This window comes from Mucilaginibacter mallensis, from assembly GCF_900105165.1.
In the GTDB taxonomy this organism is placed as follows: Bacteria; Bacteroidota; Bacteroidia; order Sphingobacteriales; family Sphingobacteriaceae; genus Mucilaginibacter; species Mucilaginibacter mallensis.
On the sequence record NZ_LT629740.1, the window covers coordinates 4,354,511 to 4,373,196 of the forward strand.

The window sequence follows — 18,686 nt, forward strand, 5'->3', positions numbered from 1 at the left end:
TGTTTTTTTAGTACATAATTTACATATATTTAATAGCATCAATCTTTACCCTTGAAAATCACAGAAATTTGGCACGAATTGGACGCATAGTTTTAAAAACGATACTTTGGATAATTGCGAGTGTCCTCCTCCTGGTGCTGCTTGTCATTATTTTAATACAAGTTCCTGCTGTGCAAAATTTTGCCAAAAACAAAGCCGTTACCTTTTTAGAAAATAAAATCCACACAAAAGTTAAAATAGGCCATATCAGTTTAGGCTTGCCAAAATTGATAGTGCTTGAAGATGTTTATTTTGAGGATCAGCACCGCGATACCCTTATAGCCGGTGAAAAATTAAAGGTAGATATCAGCATGTTAAAACTGCTGCATAATGAGGTTGAGGTAAATGAGATCAACCTGGAGGGCATAACCGCCAACATCAGTCGTAATAAGGATAGTGTTTTTAATTTCGACTACATCACCAAAGCCTTTGCCGGCGAACAAAAGAAAGAACCCAAGCCAACTGACACCACTTCATCCATGAAGTTTTCTATTGATAAGATCATTCTCGACCGGATAAAGATCAGCTATAACGATAAGATTACTGGCAACGATGTAAGCTTTAACCTGGGGCATTTTGATACCCGTATAAAAGATTTTGATATGGATAAAATGAAATTTACCATACCAAAGATCACTCTTTCGGGCTTTAACGCGCGCATTATCCAGACTGCTGTACCACCATCAAAAACGCCAATTGATACAGCTACCAAGCCGTTGAACATGACACTTAACCTTGGCACTATTGACATATCAAAGATAAACGTAGTGTACCGTACTGATACCATGGCTGCCAATGTAAACCTGGGCAGCTTGGTAGTGGAGATGAATAAGATCGACCTTAAAAATCAAAACATAGGTATTACTTCCATCAACCTGAGCGATACCAAGGCCGGCATCACCTTCGCCAAGCCGGAAGCGATCAAAAAAACGATTGTTAAAGAGATAAAGAAAATTGATACGCTGGTTAAACCGGCCAACAGTACAAAAGGCTGGTCGGCATCATTGGATAAGATCACCTTTGTAAACGATAACATTAAGTTTGATAACAACGCGCAAAAACCCATAGCCAAAGGACTGGATTTTGCCCACATGGATATCCGCAACCTGAATGCCGATGCGCAAAATATTGTTTACAATCCCGATACCATTTCAGGCAAAATAAACTCCTTTACATTCAGCGAAAAAAGCGGATTGGCAATCAAAAAATTTCATACAGCATTTTTCTATGGGCCAAAAAACTCCTACCTGAATGATCTGTATGTGGAAACCCCGCAATCGGTCATTCAAAAACAATTACAGGTTAGCTACCCTTCCATCGCATCATTAAGCACTAATTTGGGCGCTTTATATGTTAATGCCAATTTAGATGGCAGCCGTTTAGGCTTAAAGGATGTTTTATTACTGATGCCGACCATGGCTACAATGGATCCGTTTAAACATTCACCAAACGCGGTGTTCAGGATAAACGGGCGGGTTATTGGCAAGGTGAATGACCTGCGCATACCTAGCATGGAAGTACGGGGATTAAGCAATACCCACATTTTGGCATCGGCAACCATGCGTGGTTTACCTGATGTTAATAAAGCCTATTTCGATCTCACTATAAAGGATTTTAATACCAGCAGCGCCGATATTAATAAACTCGTATCGCCCGGCATGATACCCGCCAGTGTAAGCATCCCCCAAAACCTGAACCTGAAAGGCACCTTTAAAGGTGGTATAAAAACCTTTAACACCAAAATGACCCTGCGCTCCAGCTATGGCGCGGCTGACCTTACTGCCAGCATGAAGAACGGCAACAATAAAAAAATTGCAGCCTACTCAGCTAATATAAAAGTAAACGACCTTAATGTTGGCGCGCTCAGCAAGCAGCCGCAAATGGCGGGCAAGGTAACGCTGGCAGCCAATATTAAAGGTACCGGGCTCGATCCTAAAACTGCCAGCCTGGAGTTCAGCGGTGATGTGGTATCGGCTTATGTTAAGGGTTATACTTATAAAAATTTAAAGTTGAGCGGCACATCGCATAACGGTAATTATACCGCTAAGATGCTGATGAAGGATCCGAACATCAACTTTAGTCTGGATGCTAAGGCCGACATGAACAAAAAGTATCCATCAATAAATGCTACTTTAACTGTGGATAGCATCAACCTTAAAAATCTGAATTTCACCAAGGATGAAATGCGTTTCCATGGTAAGATCGTTGCCGATGTACCTACTGCCGATCCGAATTATTTGAATGCCGATATAGAAGCTACTGATCTGTTGATCGTAAACAAAACGCAGCGTATAAAACTGGATACCGTTAGCCTAAAATCAACGGCAAATGCTGATAGCAGTACACTTAAATTAAAAGCACCAATGCTTTACGCGCATTTAAGCGGCAAATATAAGTTACCCGAAATTGGAACCGCCCTACAGGATGTAATCGATAAATACTACAATACCTCAATAGCTAATGGAAAAGTAAAAGCTAAATATTCGCCGGAAAACTTCGCATTTGATATACATGTTGTTAAAACACCATTGGTTGACCAATTTGCACCCGATCTTAAACAACTTTCGCCAATACTTATTGCAGGCCATTTCAACAGCCAAACCGGCGACCTTGTAGTGAATGGCGCTATGCCGAAAGTTGTTTACGGTACCAATGATATCAGCAATCTTAAACTCGCCATAAATACCGGTAACAATGCCTTAAATTATAGTCTAACTGTTGATGATGTTGCAGTGGGTTCATCAATAAAACTGTTATATACCAGCATAACAGGCAGCGCACAAGACAATAAACTGAACATTAATTTACAGGTGCGCGATGCTGCTAAAAAAGAGCGTTACCGTTTAGCCGGTGTGTTTAGCGTTTTGCCAAATGAATACCAGTTCAGTTTCCTGCAAAATGGCCTGCTGCTTGATTATACGCCGTGGACGGTAGCTGCCGATAACGCGCTTGAGTTTGGTGGTCAGGGAATCCTGGCCAAAGATTTCAATATCAGTAATAATGGTCAAACATTAAGCATCAGCAGTGCCACACAACAAATGAACGCGCCGGTAAATATTGATTTCAAAAATTTCCATATTGAAACCCTTACCCGTATAGCTCAACAGGATTCATTACAGGTTGGCGGCGTTATTAATGGCGATGCAAACATCAGTAACTTCCAGTCATCGCCTGTGTTTACCGCAGCATTAAATGTTAATGACTTTAATTTTAAAGGCGACACTGTTGGCAATATCGCATTTAAGGTTAATAACCAAACCGCAAATGCCTATGCAGCCAGCGCAAGCATAACCGGGAAGGGTAACCAGGTTGACCTTGACGGCACCTATTATACCCAGCCCGAAAGCCGCTTTGATCTTAACCTGAATATTGTTTCGCTGAACATGAAGAGTATCGAGGGTTTCAGCTTTGGTAATATTAAAAATGCCAGTGGTGATATTACCGGTAAAATGAAAATCTCAGGCACCACAACAGCGCCTGAGGTTAGGGGCGATATTAACTTTAACAAGGTTGGCTTTAACGTATCTATGCTGAATTCCTACTTCAGCATGCCTAACGAGAGTATCACCTTTAATAATGATGGCATCCTGTTCAATGATTTTACTTTGGTTGATTCGACCGGGAACAAAGCTGTTGTTACGGGTAACATCTACACAAAAACATATACTGATTTCGCTTTCGCGCTTAATATTAAGATGGACAATTTCAGGGCGGTTAACTCCACCCAGGCAGACAATAAACTCTTCTATGGTAAACTATACCTCAACAGTAATATTAAAATAGGCGGCAATATGGATAAGCCTATTGTTGATGCCACCATCACCGTTAATGATAAAACAGATATGACTTTTGTATTGCCCGAAGATGACCCTAGTGTTGAGGACCGGCAGGGAGTTGTAGAGGTGATAAACGAACATGCCCCGCAAATGGATTCACTGTTGATGGCGAGGCAGCTGGATTCCCTTAAAAAAACGGGACTTAAAGGGTTGGATGTAAATGCAACCATTAATATCAGTAAGGCCGCTAATTTTACCATAGTAATTGATGAGCGTAATGGTGATGTGGTACAAATAAAAGGCGAAGCGCATTTAAATGGGGGTATTGACCCAAGCGGCAAAACAAGCCTCACCGGTACTTATACGGTTGAGCAGGGCTCATACAACCTTTCGTATGCTACTGTAAAACGTAAATTCCTGTTCAAAAGGGGAAGTACCATAACATGGACAGGCGACCCTACCAGCGCTGACATTAATCTTACAGCCGTTTATGTGGCAAACGTGCCCCCTATTGACCTGGTGAGCCAGCAACTGGGCGGCGACCAAACCACTACAACCATGTATAAGCAAAAGCTGCCGTTTAATGTAGAGCTGAACTTAAAGAACCAATTGTTAAAGCCTGATATCAGCTTTGATATTGTTTTGCCTGATAGCAGCTATACGGTATCGCCGGATGTGATACAAACCGTTAATACCCGGCTAACACAAATACGGCAGGACCCTAATGAAATGAATAAACAGGTACTGGGCGTATTGGTGCTTGGCCACTTTATTGGTGATAATCCGTTACAAAGCCAGGGTGGCAGCACCGGCATTAATGGCGCTATCCGCAATAGCGTAAGCAGCTTATTATCCGACCAGTTGAATAGATTGGCAGGCAACCTGATAGGTGGTATCCAGTTAAGCTTTGACCTAACATCAGGCGCCGACTATTCAACGGGAACACAACAAAACCGTACAGACCTGAATGTGGGTTTATCAAAACAATTTTTAAACGACCGCATTACAGTTACAGTAGGCAATAATTTTAACCTGGAAGGGCAAAATCAACCGGGGCAAAAAACCACCGACCTGGCGGGTAATATATCCGTGAATTATAAGATCACACAGGATGGGCGTTACATGGTACGGGCCTACAGGCGTGATGAATTTATAGTTATTGAAGGGCAGGTGGTTGAAACCGGCGTAGGTTTTACAATAACCTATGAGTACAATCGCTTTAAGGAACTATTTAGAAAGAAAACAAAACAAGAGAAGACCTTGGAGAAAGATTATAAGGAAAAGCAAAAAGAGCAAAACAAAGAAAAGAAGCAGGCTGATAAGGAACATGACCAACAAGTAGATAACACACAACCGGCAGATCAGCCCGCGCAACAAAAACAAACATCCAACTAACGCATATGGCTAAGTTTAAATATCTGTTTATTTTTTTATTTGCCGCTTTTATAAGCGCCTGTAGCACCACTAAATACCTGGCGCCCGGGCAAAAGCTATATGATGGCGGCGAGGTAAAAATTACAGATAAAGAAAACACCACCAAAGCGGAAGCCAAGGCCATGAGCACCGATTTAAACACATTATTAAGGCCGCAGCCTAATTCAAAAATTCTAGGGCTGCGCTTTAAGCTTTGGGTATATGACAAAACTCAAACTAAAAAAGTAAGAGGGTTAAGGCATTATTTACACACCCATATAGGCGAACCCCCTGTTTTAGTAAGCTCTATTGATTTGGATAAGAACAGCAACATATTACAAAGCAGGCTGCAAAACGAGAGTTATTTTCTGGCACAAGTAAATGGCGATACGGTCAGTAAGAAAAAGTCATTGATATCAAAGGCTGTTTACACCATACAAACCGGGCCGGCTTATCATTACAATAAAATTGTATTCCCGGGGGCTAAAGATAATGACCTGGATACTGCGGTTGCCGGTACAGCTAATCAAACCCTTTTAAAAGTTGGTGATAAATATAATCTTGATGTTATCAAGGCCGAACGGATACGGATTGATGCACGGCTGAAAGAAAGAGGGTTCTTTTATTTTGCTCCTGAGGACCTGATCATGCGGTACGACAGCACCATAGCGGGCCACAAGGTTGATATGTTTGTAACTATTAAGCCTACAACCCCCGACCAGGCCAGGTGGATCTACAAGATCAGAAATATTTATGTTTACTCCAGGTATTCATTAAGGGATACTTCTGTTAATCCTGATTCTGGTACGCAATATGCGTGGTATCATGTTATTGACCGCAGAAAAACCGTACACCCTTATGTATTTAAAAACACGGTGTTGCTGCACCCTGGCGATACTTATAATCGTACCGAACACACCAACAGCTTAAACCGTTTTATTGAGCTTGGGCCGTTTAGTTATGTAAAAAACAGGTTTGACGATGTTACTCCCGATTCGCCTTTTCTGGATGTGAGTTATTACTTAACTCAATACAAAAAGAAATCGCTTAGCGCTGAAATAATTGCGCGGCAAACGTCTGCCAACTATGATGGTACGCAGATTAATCTGACCTTTAGAAATAAAAACACGTTTAAAGGGGCCGAATTATTTACAATTAATCTTTTTACCAGTACCGATAAGCAATTTGGCAGTTACCATAATGGGTATGACGTTTATCAGTTTGGTATACAGCCATCCATATCGTGGCCACGGTTTATAAGTCCGTTTAACTTTACTACGGATAACGCGTTTATTCCGCGAACAATACTGACAACGGGATACACCTATATTGATCGCCGGCAACTTTATACATTAAACTCGTTTAACGCATCGTGGGGATATCAGTGGAAGCCTAACCTGTATAAAACATTTCAGTTTAATCCTATTGAGGTAACGCTGGTTGATGCTGCCAATGTTAGCCAACTTTATCTTGATAGTATCCATAATACCCACAACCCAACGCTGGCACACGTAATAAACAACCAATTTACCATTGGCCCGAGTTTTAGTTACACGTATGATAATTCAGGTGATGATTTCAGGACCAATACCATATATTACAACAGTAAAACAAGCCTTTCGGGTAATCTTTATGGTATAATAACAGGTGCCGATACCTTAGCCGGAAGGCCAAAGAAATTATTCGGCGCAACGTTTGATCAGTATGTTAAATTAGAGAATGAGATAAGATTCTATCACAAACTCGGCCCAAACAGCAAGCTGGCAACCCGCTTTCTGGTTGATATAGGCGTTCCATACGGTAACTCAACCATATTACCTTATTCGCAACAATTCTTTATTGGCGGGCCAAATAGTTTACGCGGTTTCCAGGCCCGCTCAATAGGTCCGGGATCGTATTACCCTCCCACAACAATTACAGGCGCCAGCCAGTTTTTGCCTGATGAATCTGGAGACATTAAGATCGAAGCCAATATTGAATACCGGCCAAAGCTGTTCAGCATAGTTGAAGGCGCGCTATTTGTTGATGCCGGTAATATATGGCTCATGCGGCCACATGACGGATTGCCCGGCGGCGCATTCGGCAAAAATTTTCTCACTCAAATGGCTGGCGATGCCGGCTTCGGCCTTCGCTTTAACCTTACCGTACTTATATTACGTACCGATTTTGGATTCCCGCTTTTTGAGCCGGCTCAAAAAACATTCGGAGTTGTTAATGGGGTAGATTATAATGATGCCAAATGGCGCGGATCAAATATGGTATTTAACCTGGCTATTGGCTATCCGTTTTAATTGCTCAGGTGACTAAATAACCTGTATTCATCCGATTATTCAATAATTTACAATAATTGCTGATTTAGTTTTAACTTTATTTACCCAACCAATTTATGCGCTGTTGCACGTGCCCTCAATCTTAAATAATTGATACTAACCGATGGATCGTCCGCAAAAAAGTAGAACGATTATAATTACAAGCCTGTTTACAGTATTTATAAGTATGACATGCATGCTTGGGTGGGTATTTCATATCCCGGTTATACAGCATATCCCTATGCTTGCTGTTTTAAAATTTAATTCAGGCTTATGCTTTTTTTTATTCAGCAGCGCGTTGTTGCTTTTCCAATACAAGCCCTCTCCATATAATACTTTATCTTTCTTTCTATTATCATTATTTGGTACAGCAATCGGACTAATTACCCTGCTTCAGTTTATATTTCATTTCAATACAGGTATTGACCAATTGTTTGTAGGCTATCGTTCGACACCAACATATTTAAATCCATTTCCCGGCCGTATGGCCTTTAATTCAGCCGTCAATTTTTCACTGCTTGGCTTAGGTATGCTTGGGCTTACTGCTAATAAGCATGTGCTTAATATCATATCGCAATACATTTTTCATTTAGTTAGTATCATATCCGTTATTGTACTAATTGGTTTACTGTACGGGGCATCCTTATTTTACACATTGTTTTATGTAACCTCAATGCCTGCGCTTACTGCTGTATTTTTTCTCATATTATCAGTTGAGGCATCATTATTAAACCCATCACTAGGCATTACCCGCCTATTTACAGGCAAACGTATAGGCAACCAAATGGCCCGGCGACTTTTCAGCCTTATTATTTTAATGATCATCGTATTCGGTTCATTAAAAGTTCAAACAGAGCGCTCGCAAATATTCTCATCGGTAAACATCGGCCTATCCATACTTTCTATTTGCTTTTTACTGGTAAGCCTGGCTTTGGTATGGAATACGGCTATCTGGCTAAATAAGATAGACAAACTACGTTATGAAGCCGAAACCGAGGTAAAACTAATGAATACCGAATTGGAGAAAAGGGTGGAAGAAAGATCAGCCGAGTTTAAAAAAAGCGAAGAAAAGTATCATTCACTTATTGAGCAGGCATCCGATGCTATTTACATACTGGATGATAACAATAATTTTACAGACGTAAATGCCAGTATGTGCAAAATGACCGGCTACAACAGGGAAGAATTATTAAGCCTAAACATACTGGCTATTCTTGATCCTGAAGAACAGAATATTGATCCTATCCCAAAATCTATAGCCGGTCTTAAACAAGTAATTCGTGAAAGAAGATTCATAAAAAAGGATGGGCACGCTTTTACGGTTGAAATCAACGTAAAGATTTTTTCAGACGATCGTGTTATGGTTATTGCCCGGGATATTACCGCCCGCAAAAAAATTGAAGCTGAGTTAAGGGATGCCGAACTAAGGTTCAGGACAATTGCTGATAAATCAATGGTGGGTGTATACATTGTGCAAAAGGGGAAGTTCACCTATGTAAACCCCAGGTTTGCCGAGATCTTTGGCTATCAGCCTGAGGAATTGATGAATACCGTACCCGTGGAAACCATTGTTGACGAAGAATACCGGGCAATTGCTACTGAAAATGTAAATCGGCGTATGCTGGGTGAAGTGGAAAGCGTGAATTATGAAGCCAGGGGCAAAAAAAGGGACGGCACCGGCAATTGGGTGGAGTTTTATGGCAGCAGGGCAATAATTGGAGGCGAGCCAACCATTATTGGCTCTATGATAGATATTACAAAGCGTAAAAAAGCTGAGGAAGAATTAAGATCATCTGAACTGAAGTATAAATTACTTTTTGAAAGTAATCCAATGCCTATGTGGATGATAGCTAAGGATGATCTTTCAATTATTGATGCTAACCAGGCTGCAATTAAGCATTACGGCTATACAAAAGATGAACTTTTGCAAATGAGCGTTAGATCAATGCGGCCCAAAGAAGATGAAGAGATACAACTGGAAGGTTATTTGAAGGAGATGGACCTCGATTCGGCACACAGGATTGTGAGGCATTTGAAAAAAGATGGGTCGGTGATGTATATACAGCTGATATCGCATGATATTATATACGATGGGCGTCCGGTGCGGCTTTCCTTAACAAATAATATTACGGAACGGCTTAAAGCAGAAGAATCTCTCCAAAAATCTGAAGCTAACCTGCAAACCATTTTAAAAACAACTGATACTGCCTATGCCTTATTCGATCAGGATTTAAAGGTGCTTACGTTTAATTATAAAGCTGCCGAATTTGTTAAAGCACAGCTTAACCAGGTTGCTGCAAAAGGTAATATGCTTACAGATTATTTCCCCGAGGATAAATTCCCCCGTTTAAACAAATTTGCTCATGAAGCATTGCTAGGGCATAATGTTAACTATGAAATAGATTACCCGCAACCAGATGGTTCGGTAATGTGGTATTATGTAAGGCTTTTCCCTATAACTAATGATAATAAAGAGATTTTAGGCATGCTGATGGGCTTGTATGATATAACTGAACGGAAGAATGCGGAACAAGACCTGAAAAGTGCCTATAAGCGTATCCAAAACCATATGGACAGCATAAAGGATATGGCATGGAAACAATCGCACCTTATACGTAGTCCGCTGGCCAATTTAAAGGGATTGACATCTATATTAAAGACTGACAATTCAGACATAACGGTACTTGAACACATACAAACCGAGCTCGACAGGATGGACGCCATCATTATTCAAATGGCCGAGGATGCATCAAACCACGATGATGAATAGATATTATAACACATGAGATTTTCTGTACCCTTACATATTATTGATCTGCACGAGGATGGTTTCCATCCGTTATTGGATATAACTGTATTTGGCAAATTATTCAAGGTCGTGCTGGATACCGGTGCTTCAAAAACGGCGTTCGACAAAAATTTATTGCTCGAAGCAAATGAAATTGCATTATTAAATGCCAGCGATAAGCTTTCAACAGGCCTGGGCACAAATACTATGGAATCTTTCACTGCCACAATTTACGATATGCGCATTGGCAAGCTAAAGATACCCGAGTTTGATGTAGCCGTGCTTGACCTATCGACCATAAACATTGCTTACGAGCAAATGGGGCATCCGGAGGTGTTGGGCGTAATAGGCGGCGATATTTTAATGCAATACAAGGCGGTTATTGATTATGGGAAACAGGTGGTAAAGTTTAAAACTTAATCCAGCGCATTAGGATTAACATCTACAAATCCTTTCAATTCCTGCTGGCACAAACGCATACAGCTCATATCATAAATTAATACCAGGGCTAACTCAAAAGCCAATATTGCCGGATGAAAATGGGGCAAAGTACGTTTATACGTATCATTAAAAATAGCAGGCAATCGGGGCAGCCATACTAAGGTATACAAAAACATCATTGGAAGATTTGCCTGCGCAATTGTGTGGCTGTATACTAAAGATGTTTTTCCTTTTGAAGGTTTTATCCGCCTTAACTTGATGTATGCATATGCACTTGAATGAATTGCGACAACAATCATCATCATTGCAATAATAAATGCCGTTAATTTGGTAGGCGGCAGCGTAAAACTTATACCTATCAATACCGCCGTAAATATTAGCGACTGATAATTTAGATAATGCCTGAAATTACCCCATACTAACTTCATGACTTTTTTCTTGTAGCCATCCTCATGTGATTTTGCAACCCTTTCAATACCAGAATAACCACCAAATTGCGTATCAACCACTTCTGTATACAATCTTTCGATGCTGCTGCTATTATCAACCGCTCTTTTTTCTTCAATAGCTGTTACAATATGATCAAACAGTTCGTTATAAATTTCCTGGTATTTAATATCGTAGCTTTTCATCCGGGTGTGAATGCAATCCAGATCCCAATAATCTAACTTCATTTTATAGCAGGTTTAAGGTTTAACAATAGCTGTAACTGCTCAATAAAGGCCTGCGCTTCGTTTAGTTTACTGGTAACTTCTTTCCCTCCTTGTTCGGTAAGCCGGTAGTACTTTCGTACCCGATTATCAACCACTTCGGTAAATGTTTCCAGCATGCCATCCGCTTCCAGTTTGTGCAGCGCGGGATACAGAGCACCTTCAGTAAGCATAATTTCACCAGCGGTTAGCTCCTTAACTTTTTGAGTGATCTCATAACCATACATGCGGTTATTATCCTCAAGCAGTTTTAAGATGATGGTTTGCAAGGTGCCTTTTAGCATTGGGTTCGAGCTCATACCCAAATATAAAATAATTTATATACATAACAAAATTATGTATATAAATTTAAAAGCTTGTTTAAGTTGAAAGTTACAAACTTTCATTATTGGTAGGCTTCAGTTGCAAACTGAAGCCAGTAATTGTTTACTGTGTATCTGCTTGTAATTTTCTTAATAGTATATCGCTATCGGGCACATATTTTAAACCGGTCTTGAGCAACGCAATCGCCTTTTGCTTTTGCGATTTTCTAAAATAATACATACTTGCCTGCGAAAAAGCATTGGATATCTGCATATCAGAATTGTTAGTATGCTCAGTATAGGTAGCTAATTTATCAGTTAATAATTTTAAATATTTCTCACCTGTTATACCATCCTGAGTAGCAAATCCTTTACTGCTTAAATAGGCATAATTGTATATGTATAATGCATTAAACCTGGCGTTCTTTTGTAATAATGGGTATTTAGTCGAATATATGTTAAGCAATGTTATATTTTGGGGTGTACCGTTTTGCTCATTCAATTTTTGAATGAGCATATCAATAAACGACGAAGTTAACAACGGATTATTAGGGTTTATAACATAAGCTTGTTCAGCATAACCGAATGCCTCGGTATAATTATTTAAAATGTATGAATAATGCGCATTGTTATAATAATACTTTTCCCTAATGTCAGTTTTAAGTGCCGAATCGATAATATTTGCATTTAAATAATTGAATATCGCATCCACTTTATCCTTTTTACCCTCATTTAATAATTTTATGTTGATTGTATTATTAAACTGACCTGCAAGAAGATTTTTAACTTCATCACTTGCATTTTTTTCGTTAGCTAACTGAGTTAAAGCCTGCCAATCTTTTAAATCATCATATTTTAAATTCCCGATCATACTGGTCATTAATATGTGTTTTAAAAATGCGTTTTTCTTATCCGGAAACAGGATATCTGATTTGCATATATCTGAATAAGCGCTATTAAATTGCTCTCCCTGCATTTCCTGTAAGGCGCGGTTATAATACAATAATCCTACTGCTTCCTTAAATGTAACATCCTCTTTTGAATAAAAAAAATCGTTAAAAGCTCTTTCCACACCTACGTTTACAGCATAGCTATGTTCCATGTATCCTGTTTTGATGAGCTCATTTACCTCATTTAATTTTGTTTGGGTATCAATAACGTAAAGCTTGTCAGCTGTTTCAAACTTAATGTTGAATGTCCCAGGCTCTGCAATTACAAATACATGTGCCGGGTATTGTTTAATTTGGTAGCCAATACCTAAGGTTTCAAGCACATAAGCATATAAAACAGATGCACTTGTACTTTGATATTGACCATTTACAATGGCATCGCCAAAATATGCGGCAGGATTATATTCTTTTAGAAAAGTTTTATGTACCAATTCATAAATCTGATTCAAACGTTTATCATTATTTTGCGTGGAGATGGATTCCAGTTTAAGATCCTTAACTTCCTGCATAAATTTTGTGTAGACAATTTGTGCCTCGCCATCATTAAGTTCTGATGAAATTGAGAGCTTGATAAAATCGTCAGGAGTTTTTGCAGAAGTGAGCAGCGCCTTTTCATCATCTCCATTATATAATATAAAACTATCCTGCGCCTTTAATTGGGCATAAAATATGATAAGCGTAAAAAATAAGAGTAAGATTTTTTTCATACAGTGATAAGGATTTGTAGTGGCCTAAATATATAATTTAAAAACATCATTAATAAATCTGTCACAAAAAAAGCCCCGCTTTGCAGCAGGGCTTATATAATTTCTCAACTCCCCTTTAGGGGTTGGGTGTTAAACATCAATCTTAGCGTATTTAGCATTGCGTTCAATAAACTCGCGGCGTGGTGCTACTTCATCACCCATTAGCATGCTAAAGGTGTGATCACATTCGGCAGCGTTCTCAATACTGGCTTGTTTTAGGGTACGCGTTGCAGGGTTCATGGTAGTATCCCATAACTGTTCTGCATTCATCTCACCCAAACCTTTGTAACGCTGTACGTGTACGCTATCTTCCTTACCACCACCTTTTAAGCGTTGTATGGCAACATCGCGCTGCTCATCGTTCCAGCAATATTCAAACTCTTTACCTTTTTTAACCTGGTATAGTGGTGGCGATGCTATGTAAACATATCCGTTCTCAACCAGCGCCTTCATATAACGGAAGAAGAATGTCAGGATCAGTGTTGTAATGTGCGATCCATCCACGTCAGCATCCGTCATGATGATAACCTTGTGGTAACGCAGCTTGCTAAAGTTAAGAGCCTTAGCATCCTCTGGCGTACCTATGCTCACCCCTAAACCAGTGAACATATTTTTTATTTCCTCGTTTTCGTAGATCTTGTGCTCCATGGCTTTTTCCACGTTCAGGATCTTACCACGTAATGGTAAAATGGCCTGGTAATCGCGGTTACGACCCTGTTTGGCGGTACCACCCGCCGAGTCACCTTCGACAAGGTATAGCTCACATAAAGCGGGGTCGCTGTTCGCACAATCGGCCAGTTTACCCGGCAGGCCTGAACCTCCCATAACGCTTTTGCGCTGTACCATTTCGCGGGCTTTGCGGGCAGCAGCGCGGGCGGTAGCGGCAAGTATTACCTTGTTCACTATCATTTTTGCTTCGCGGGGGTTCTCTTCAAGGTAATTACCTAAAATTTCACCCACTGCCATATCCACGGCGCCCATCACCTCATTGTTACCCAATTTCGTTTTGGTTTGCCCCTCAAACTGAGGTTCGGCAACTTTTACCGAGATCACCGCGGTTAGCCCCTCGCGGAAGTCATCACCTGTGATCTCAATCTTCATATTCTTTAACAAACCCTCTTTATCAGCATAAGCCTTTAAAGTACGGGTTAGACCCCTACGGAAACCTGCAACGTGTGTACCACCCTCAATAGTATTGATGTTGTTTACGTACGAGTGTACGTTTTCTGAATAAGTATCATTGTACTGCAGCGCAAGCTCAACCGGGATACCTTGTTTTATACCATCAACATAAATAGGCTCTGGCAATATAGCTGCACGTGTACCATCAAGAAACTTAACAAATTCACGTAAACCACCTTCTGAGTAAAACTCTTCGGTAATAAATGAGCCATCTTCATTAGGGTTGCGCTCATCCTTTAAAGTAAGGCGGATACCTTTATTTAAATAAGCCAGTTCGCGTAAACGCGCGGCAAGCGTATCGTATTTATACTCTGTAGTTAAAGTAAATATTTCCGGATCGGGGTGGAAAATAATTGTTGTACCCCTTTTATCGGTTTCGCCAATAGTTTTTACATCAAACAAGGGCTTACCTTTTTCATATTCCTGTGTCCACACCTTGCCCTCGCGGTAAACCAGCGCGGTTAAATGGGTCGACAGGGCGTTAACGCAACTTACACCCACACCGTGCAAACCGCCCGATACTTTGTAAGTGTCCTTATCAAACTTACCACCGGCGTGTAATACGGTCATTACAATTTGCAATGCCGAAACCTGCTCCTTAGTAGTAATACCTGTTGGGATACCACGACCATTATCTGAAACAGCAATTGAATTATCTTTTTGAATAACCACATGAATGGTATCACAATGGCCGGCCAAAGCCTCATCTATAGAGTTATCAACAACCTCGTAAACCAGGTGATGTAAGCCTTTTACACCTGTATCGCCAATGTACATGGATGGGCGCTTACGCACCGCTTCCAAACCTTCTAAAACCTGTATATTATCTGCTGTGTAATTTGATTTGTCCTGATTTTCTTCGCTCATAATTGATTAAAACAATAACCTTCAAAAATACGATTTTTAACCCGAAATATTACCTAAATATTAAGCAATGTTGATAAATATGACCCAATATGTACATGCCTATAAAATACTTAGGAAACTTGTACTGAAAGTTTATATTTGTAAACTTTACAAACAAATTAACCGGGATAAATAGGGACAGTTATCACCTGCTAAACCCATAAACAAAACGAAGAAAAATATATAATGAAAAAAGCTTCTATTATTACAAAATGCACACTGGGCCTGTTAATTGCCGGAAGTATAACTGCATGTAATCAAAACAAACCGGCAAGCACAACTGCTGCTACACCAGCGACAGCATCTGCCGACAGCAAAGAAACTATCGTATTTATCAACTCTGATTCATTATCCGCAAAATACGCTTATGTTAAGGATATGGATAAACGCCTTAGCGATAAAGGTAATGCCGCAAAAAGCGATATCCAATCAAAAGGGGAAGCTTTTCAGCGTGAGGTAGCTGAATACCAAAAATCTGCTGCTACGTTGCCTGCCGATCAGCGCCAGACAACCGAGCAACGTTTACAACGCGAGCAACAACAATTACAGGGCTACCAGCAAAACGCTCAGGCTGAACTTCAGAACGTTCAAACTGCTGAGATGACCAAACTATATGATAAAATTGCTGAATTTACTAAAGCATATGCTAAAGAAAAAGGCTACAAACTGGTGTTAACTTACTCAAAAAATAACACCAACATGCTATATGGCGATCCAAGTTTAGATGTTACCGCTGATGTGGTAAAAAGGCTGAATGATGCTTACACTAAAGATAGCAGCAGCAAATAATTTTTTATTAAGCCGCTTCTTAAGCTGAAAGGCGAAAGGCGAAAGGTAAAAGCTGAAAGGTAACTGCAATTATTGCATGTAATCTTTCAGCTTTTTAATTTATAAAACTTCTTTGTTTTAATTCCCTCTGTGGGAGGGGTGTGATGGGATGCGTAGTGGCAGGAAGGGGTTTCTTCGCTAGATTAGCAAAGTTCAATAACCCCTACCTTCCCTTCCCCAGGGAAGGAATCGCACACAGGCTCTGCTTTTCTTTTTAACCTTAAACTTTCAACTCCCTACAGCCGTCCATCCACCTCATTTTTCGGTAGCATACCTTTTACATCGTATATTACTTTGTTTTCCTTGCAAAGTTTAGTAAGGTCAAGGCTTTTAAATTCGTCATGCGCTACCGCGATGATGAGCGCGTCATAGCAATCTTTTTTATTTAACTCTTTTACCGATGTCCAGCCGTATTCATGGTTCAGGTCGTGCGGATCGGCCAGTGGATCAAAAATGGTAATATTGATATCGTACTCCTTTAAAGTATTTACAATATCAATAACCTTGGTGTTACGCACATCCAGGCAGTTCTCCTTAAAGGTAACGCCCATTACCAGCACATCAGATCCCTTGACTTCGATGTCTTTTTTTATCATCAGCTTAACTACCTCATGCGCTACGTATTCGCCCATGCCATCGTTTAATCTGCGACCAGCCAATATGATCTCGGGGTGATAGCCTACCTGCTGTGCCTTACGGGCTAAATAATATGGATCAACGCCTATGCAATGGCCGCCAACCAGCCCGGGTTTATACTTCAGGAAGTTCCATTTGGTGCCTGCGGCTTGTAGCACTTCATCGGTATCGATATTTAAACGGTTGAATATTTTTGCAAGCTCGTTCACAAAAGCAATGTTGATATCGCGCTGGGCATTTTCAATAACCTTGGCAGCTTCGGCTACTTTTATGGATGTTGCCTTGTGCGTACCGGCTACAATGATCGTATTATACAACTGGTCAACCTTATCAGCAACTTCGGGAGTTGAACCGGAGGTGATCTTCAGTACCTTAGTGAGTGTATGCTCTTTATCACCTGGATTAATACGCTCCGGTGAATATCCCGCGAAAAAATCAACGTTAAATTTTAAGCCCGATACCTTTTCCAATATTGGCACACATTCTTCCTCAGTAGCACCGGGATATACGGTAGATTCATAGATAACGATATCACCCTTTTTCAAAACTTTACCAACGGTTTCGCTGGCTTTGTATAAATGTGTTAAATCGGGGCGGTTAATTTTATCAACCGGTGTGGGCACGGTAACTATATAGAAATTGCAGTCGCTGGTATCCTCAATCTTGTCGGTAAAATGCAGGCCACAGGTTGCACCGTCCACCTTTACAACCTCTTTTAGAGATGCACCATCGGCTGACAAGGTACGGTCAAAACCACTATTTAATTCTGTTATCCTGCGCTTGCCGGTATCAAAACCAACAACCGCATGTTTTTTGGCAAACTCAACCGCTAAGGGTAAACCTACATAGCCAAGACCTATTATTGCAATTTTTACTTCCCCTAAATCCTTTTGTATAATGGTTGATGGCATATCAGCGGTTCAAACTTTGTAAATATCAGTTTATTCTTACAATTATTCCTTGTCTTCTGTTTTATCCTCAGTAGTGAAAAAGTCATCCTTTAGGTCATCAATCTCACGCCTGTCTTTTTTAGTAGGCCGGCCTGTACCCCTGTCGCGTTTTAACAAAGGCGCCTGGAACATAGATTTAAATGCCATGGTTTGCTCAACAGGTGTGATATCTTCATAAAAATAAACCGCGGTTTTGGCATCCACCCTATTCTCCAGCAAACCGGTAACTTTTATCACCTTGCGTTCAATCCCTTTTGATACCTGGTATATCTCCCCTATTTTCACTTCGTGCGATGGTTTAATGTTATTACCACCCAGCTTAACCCTGCCCGATTTGCAGGCATCAGAAGCCAGTGTACGCGTTTTAAAAGCCCGTATGGCCCACAGGTATTTATCAATTCTTAATTTCTCTTTTTCAGCCATGGTAGCCTTATTAATTTAATTCTTTTCCCACCCTCTTTCCGCGCAGCGAAGAGAGGGTCGACACGCGTTAGCGTAGTCGGGGTGAGTTAACGGAGCGCGTTTATTTATTGGTAGTGAATGATTAATTAATTTCTAATCACTATTACATGGGCGTTACCTCCGGCCCGTGCTATTCGCTCATACTGCACAGGCCTTAAGCGCGGGGCCGGTATCCGCTACTATCACTAACGCGGAACTTCATTTTCTGAACCTATATTTTCAATCAAAAGATTGCCTGAATCCTGAAA

Annotated in this window: 11 protein-coding genes; 5 read left to right on the forward strand and 6 right to left on the reverse strand. The window is 40.4% G+C overall.

The features are described from left to right. Window positions 1–134: 134 nt before the first annotated feature. The 4 genes from BLU33_RS17470 (at window position 135) to BLU33_RS17485 (ending at window position 10,745) form a co-directional block, all read left to right on the forward strand. Window positions 135–5,210: a translocation/assembly module TamB domain-containing protein gene (locus tag BLU33_RS17470; RefSeq protein ID WP_449406522.1), complete on the forward strand. Its 5,076-nt coding sequence runs from the start codon at window positions 135–137 to the stop codon at window positions 5,208–5,210. 5 nt (window positions 5,211–5,215) lie between these two features. Continuing rightward, window positions 5,216–7,519 carry a translocation and assembly module lipoprotein TamL gene (gene tamL, locus BLU33_RS17475; protein WP_091375910.1) on the forward strand — a complete coding sequence of 768 codons (2,304 nt, stop codon included), beginning with the start codon at window positions 5,216–5,218 and terminating at the stop codon, window positions 7,517–7,519. 214 nt (window positions 7,520–7,733) lie between these two features. Then, window positions 7,734–10,307 (forward strand): PAS domain-containing protein, encoded by a 2,574-nt coding sequence (locus BLU33_RS17480; protein WP_172829262.1) that lies wholly within the window; start codon window positions 7,734–7,736, stop codon window positions 10,305–10,307. Window positions 10,308–10,319: 12 nt separating this feature from the next. Continuing rightward, window positions 10,320–10,745 carry an aspartyl protease family protein gene (locus tag BLU33_RS17485; protein WP_091375916.1) on the forward strand — a complete coding sequence of 142 codons (426 nt, stop codon included), beginning with the start codon at window positions 10,320–10,322 and terminating at the stop codon, window positions 10,743–10,745. Here the strand turns inward: BLU33_RS17485 and BLU33_RS17490 are convergent. The 4 genes from BLU33_RS17490 to gyrB form a co-directional block, all read right to left on the reverse strand. Next, window positions 10,742–11,440 carry a hypothetical protein gene (locus BLU33_RS17490; protein ID WP_091375919.1) on the reverse strand — a complete coding sequence of 233 codons (699 nt, stop codon included), beginning with the start codon at window positions 11,438–11,440 and terminating at the stop codon, window positions 10,742–10,744. The genes BLU33_RS17485 and BLU33_RS17490 overlap by 4 nt on opposite strands. Beyond that, window positions 11,437–11,775, reverse strand: a complete 339-nt coding sequence (locus BLU33_RS17495) for a PadR family transcriptional regulator (RefSeq protein WP_091375922.1) — start codon at window positions 11,773–11,775, stop codon at window positions 11,437–11,439. Before BLU33_RS17495 ends, BLU33_RS17490 begins: the two co-directional genes overlap by 4 nt. Before the next feature lie 127 nt (window positions 11,776–11,902). Next, entirely contained in the window at window positions 11,903–13,435 is a 1,533-nt protein-coding gene (locus tag BLU33_RS17500; RefSeq protein WP_091375925.1) for a hypothetical protein, read from the reverse strand. A gap of 129 nt (window positions 13,436–13,564) precedes the next feature. Further along, on the reverse strand, window positions 13,565–15,523 hold the full coding sequence (gene gyrB / locus BLU33_RS17505; protein WP_091375927.1) for a DNA topoisomerase (ATP-hydrolyzing) subunit B: 1,959 nt from the start codon (window positions 15,521–15,523) through the stop codon (window positions 13,565–13,567). Window positions 15,524–15,748: 225 nt separating this feature from the next. Here gyrB and BLU33_RS17510 point away from each other — a divergent pair, with 225 nt between their 5' ends. Beyond that, entirely contained in the window at window positions 15,749–16,351 is a 603-nt protein-coding gene (locus BLU33_RS17510) for an OmpH family outer membrane protein (protein ID WP_091375930.1), read from the forward strand. Between the two features lie 275 nt (window positions 16,352–16,626). Here BLU33_RS17510 and BLU33_RS17515 read toward each other — a convergent pair whose 3' ends face one another. Both BLU33_RS17515 and BLU33_RS17520 read right to left on the reverse strand, forming a co-directional pair. Continuing rightward, window positions 16,627–17,937: a nucleotide sugar dehydrogenase gene (locus BLU33_RS17515; protein WP_091375933.1), complete on the reverse strand. Its 1,311-nt coding sequence runs from the start codon at window positions 17,935–17,937 to the stop codon at window positions 16,627–16,629. Between the two features lie 42 nt (window positions 17,938–17,979). Beyond that, window positions 17,980–18,399: an RNA-binding S4 domain-containing protein gene (locus BLU33_RS17520; RefSeq protein WP_091375936.1), complete on the reverse strand. Its 420-nt coding sequence runs from the start codon at window positions 18,397–18,399 to the stop codon at window positions 17,980–17,982. Between the last annotated feature and the right edge of the window lie 287 nt (window positions 18,400–18,686).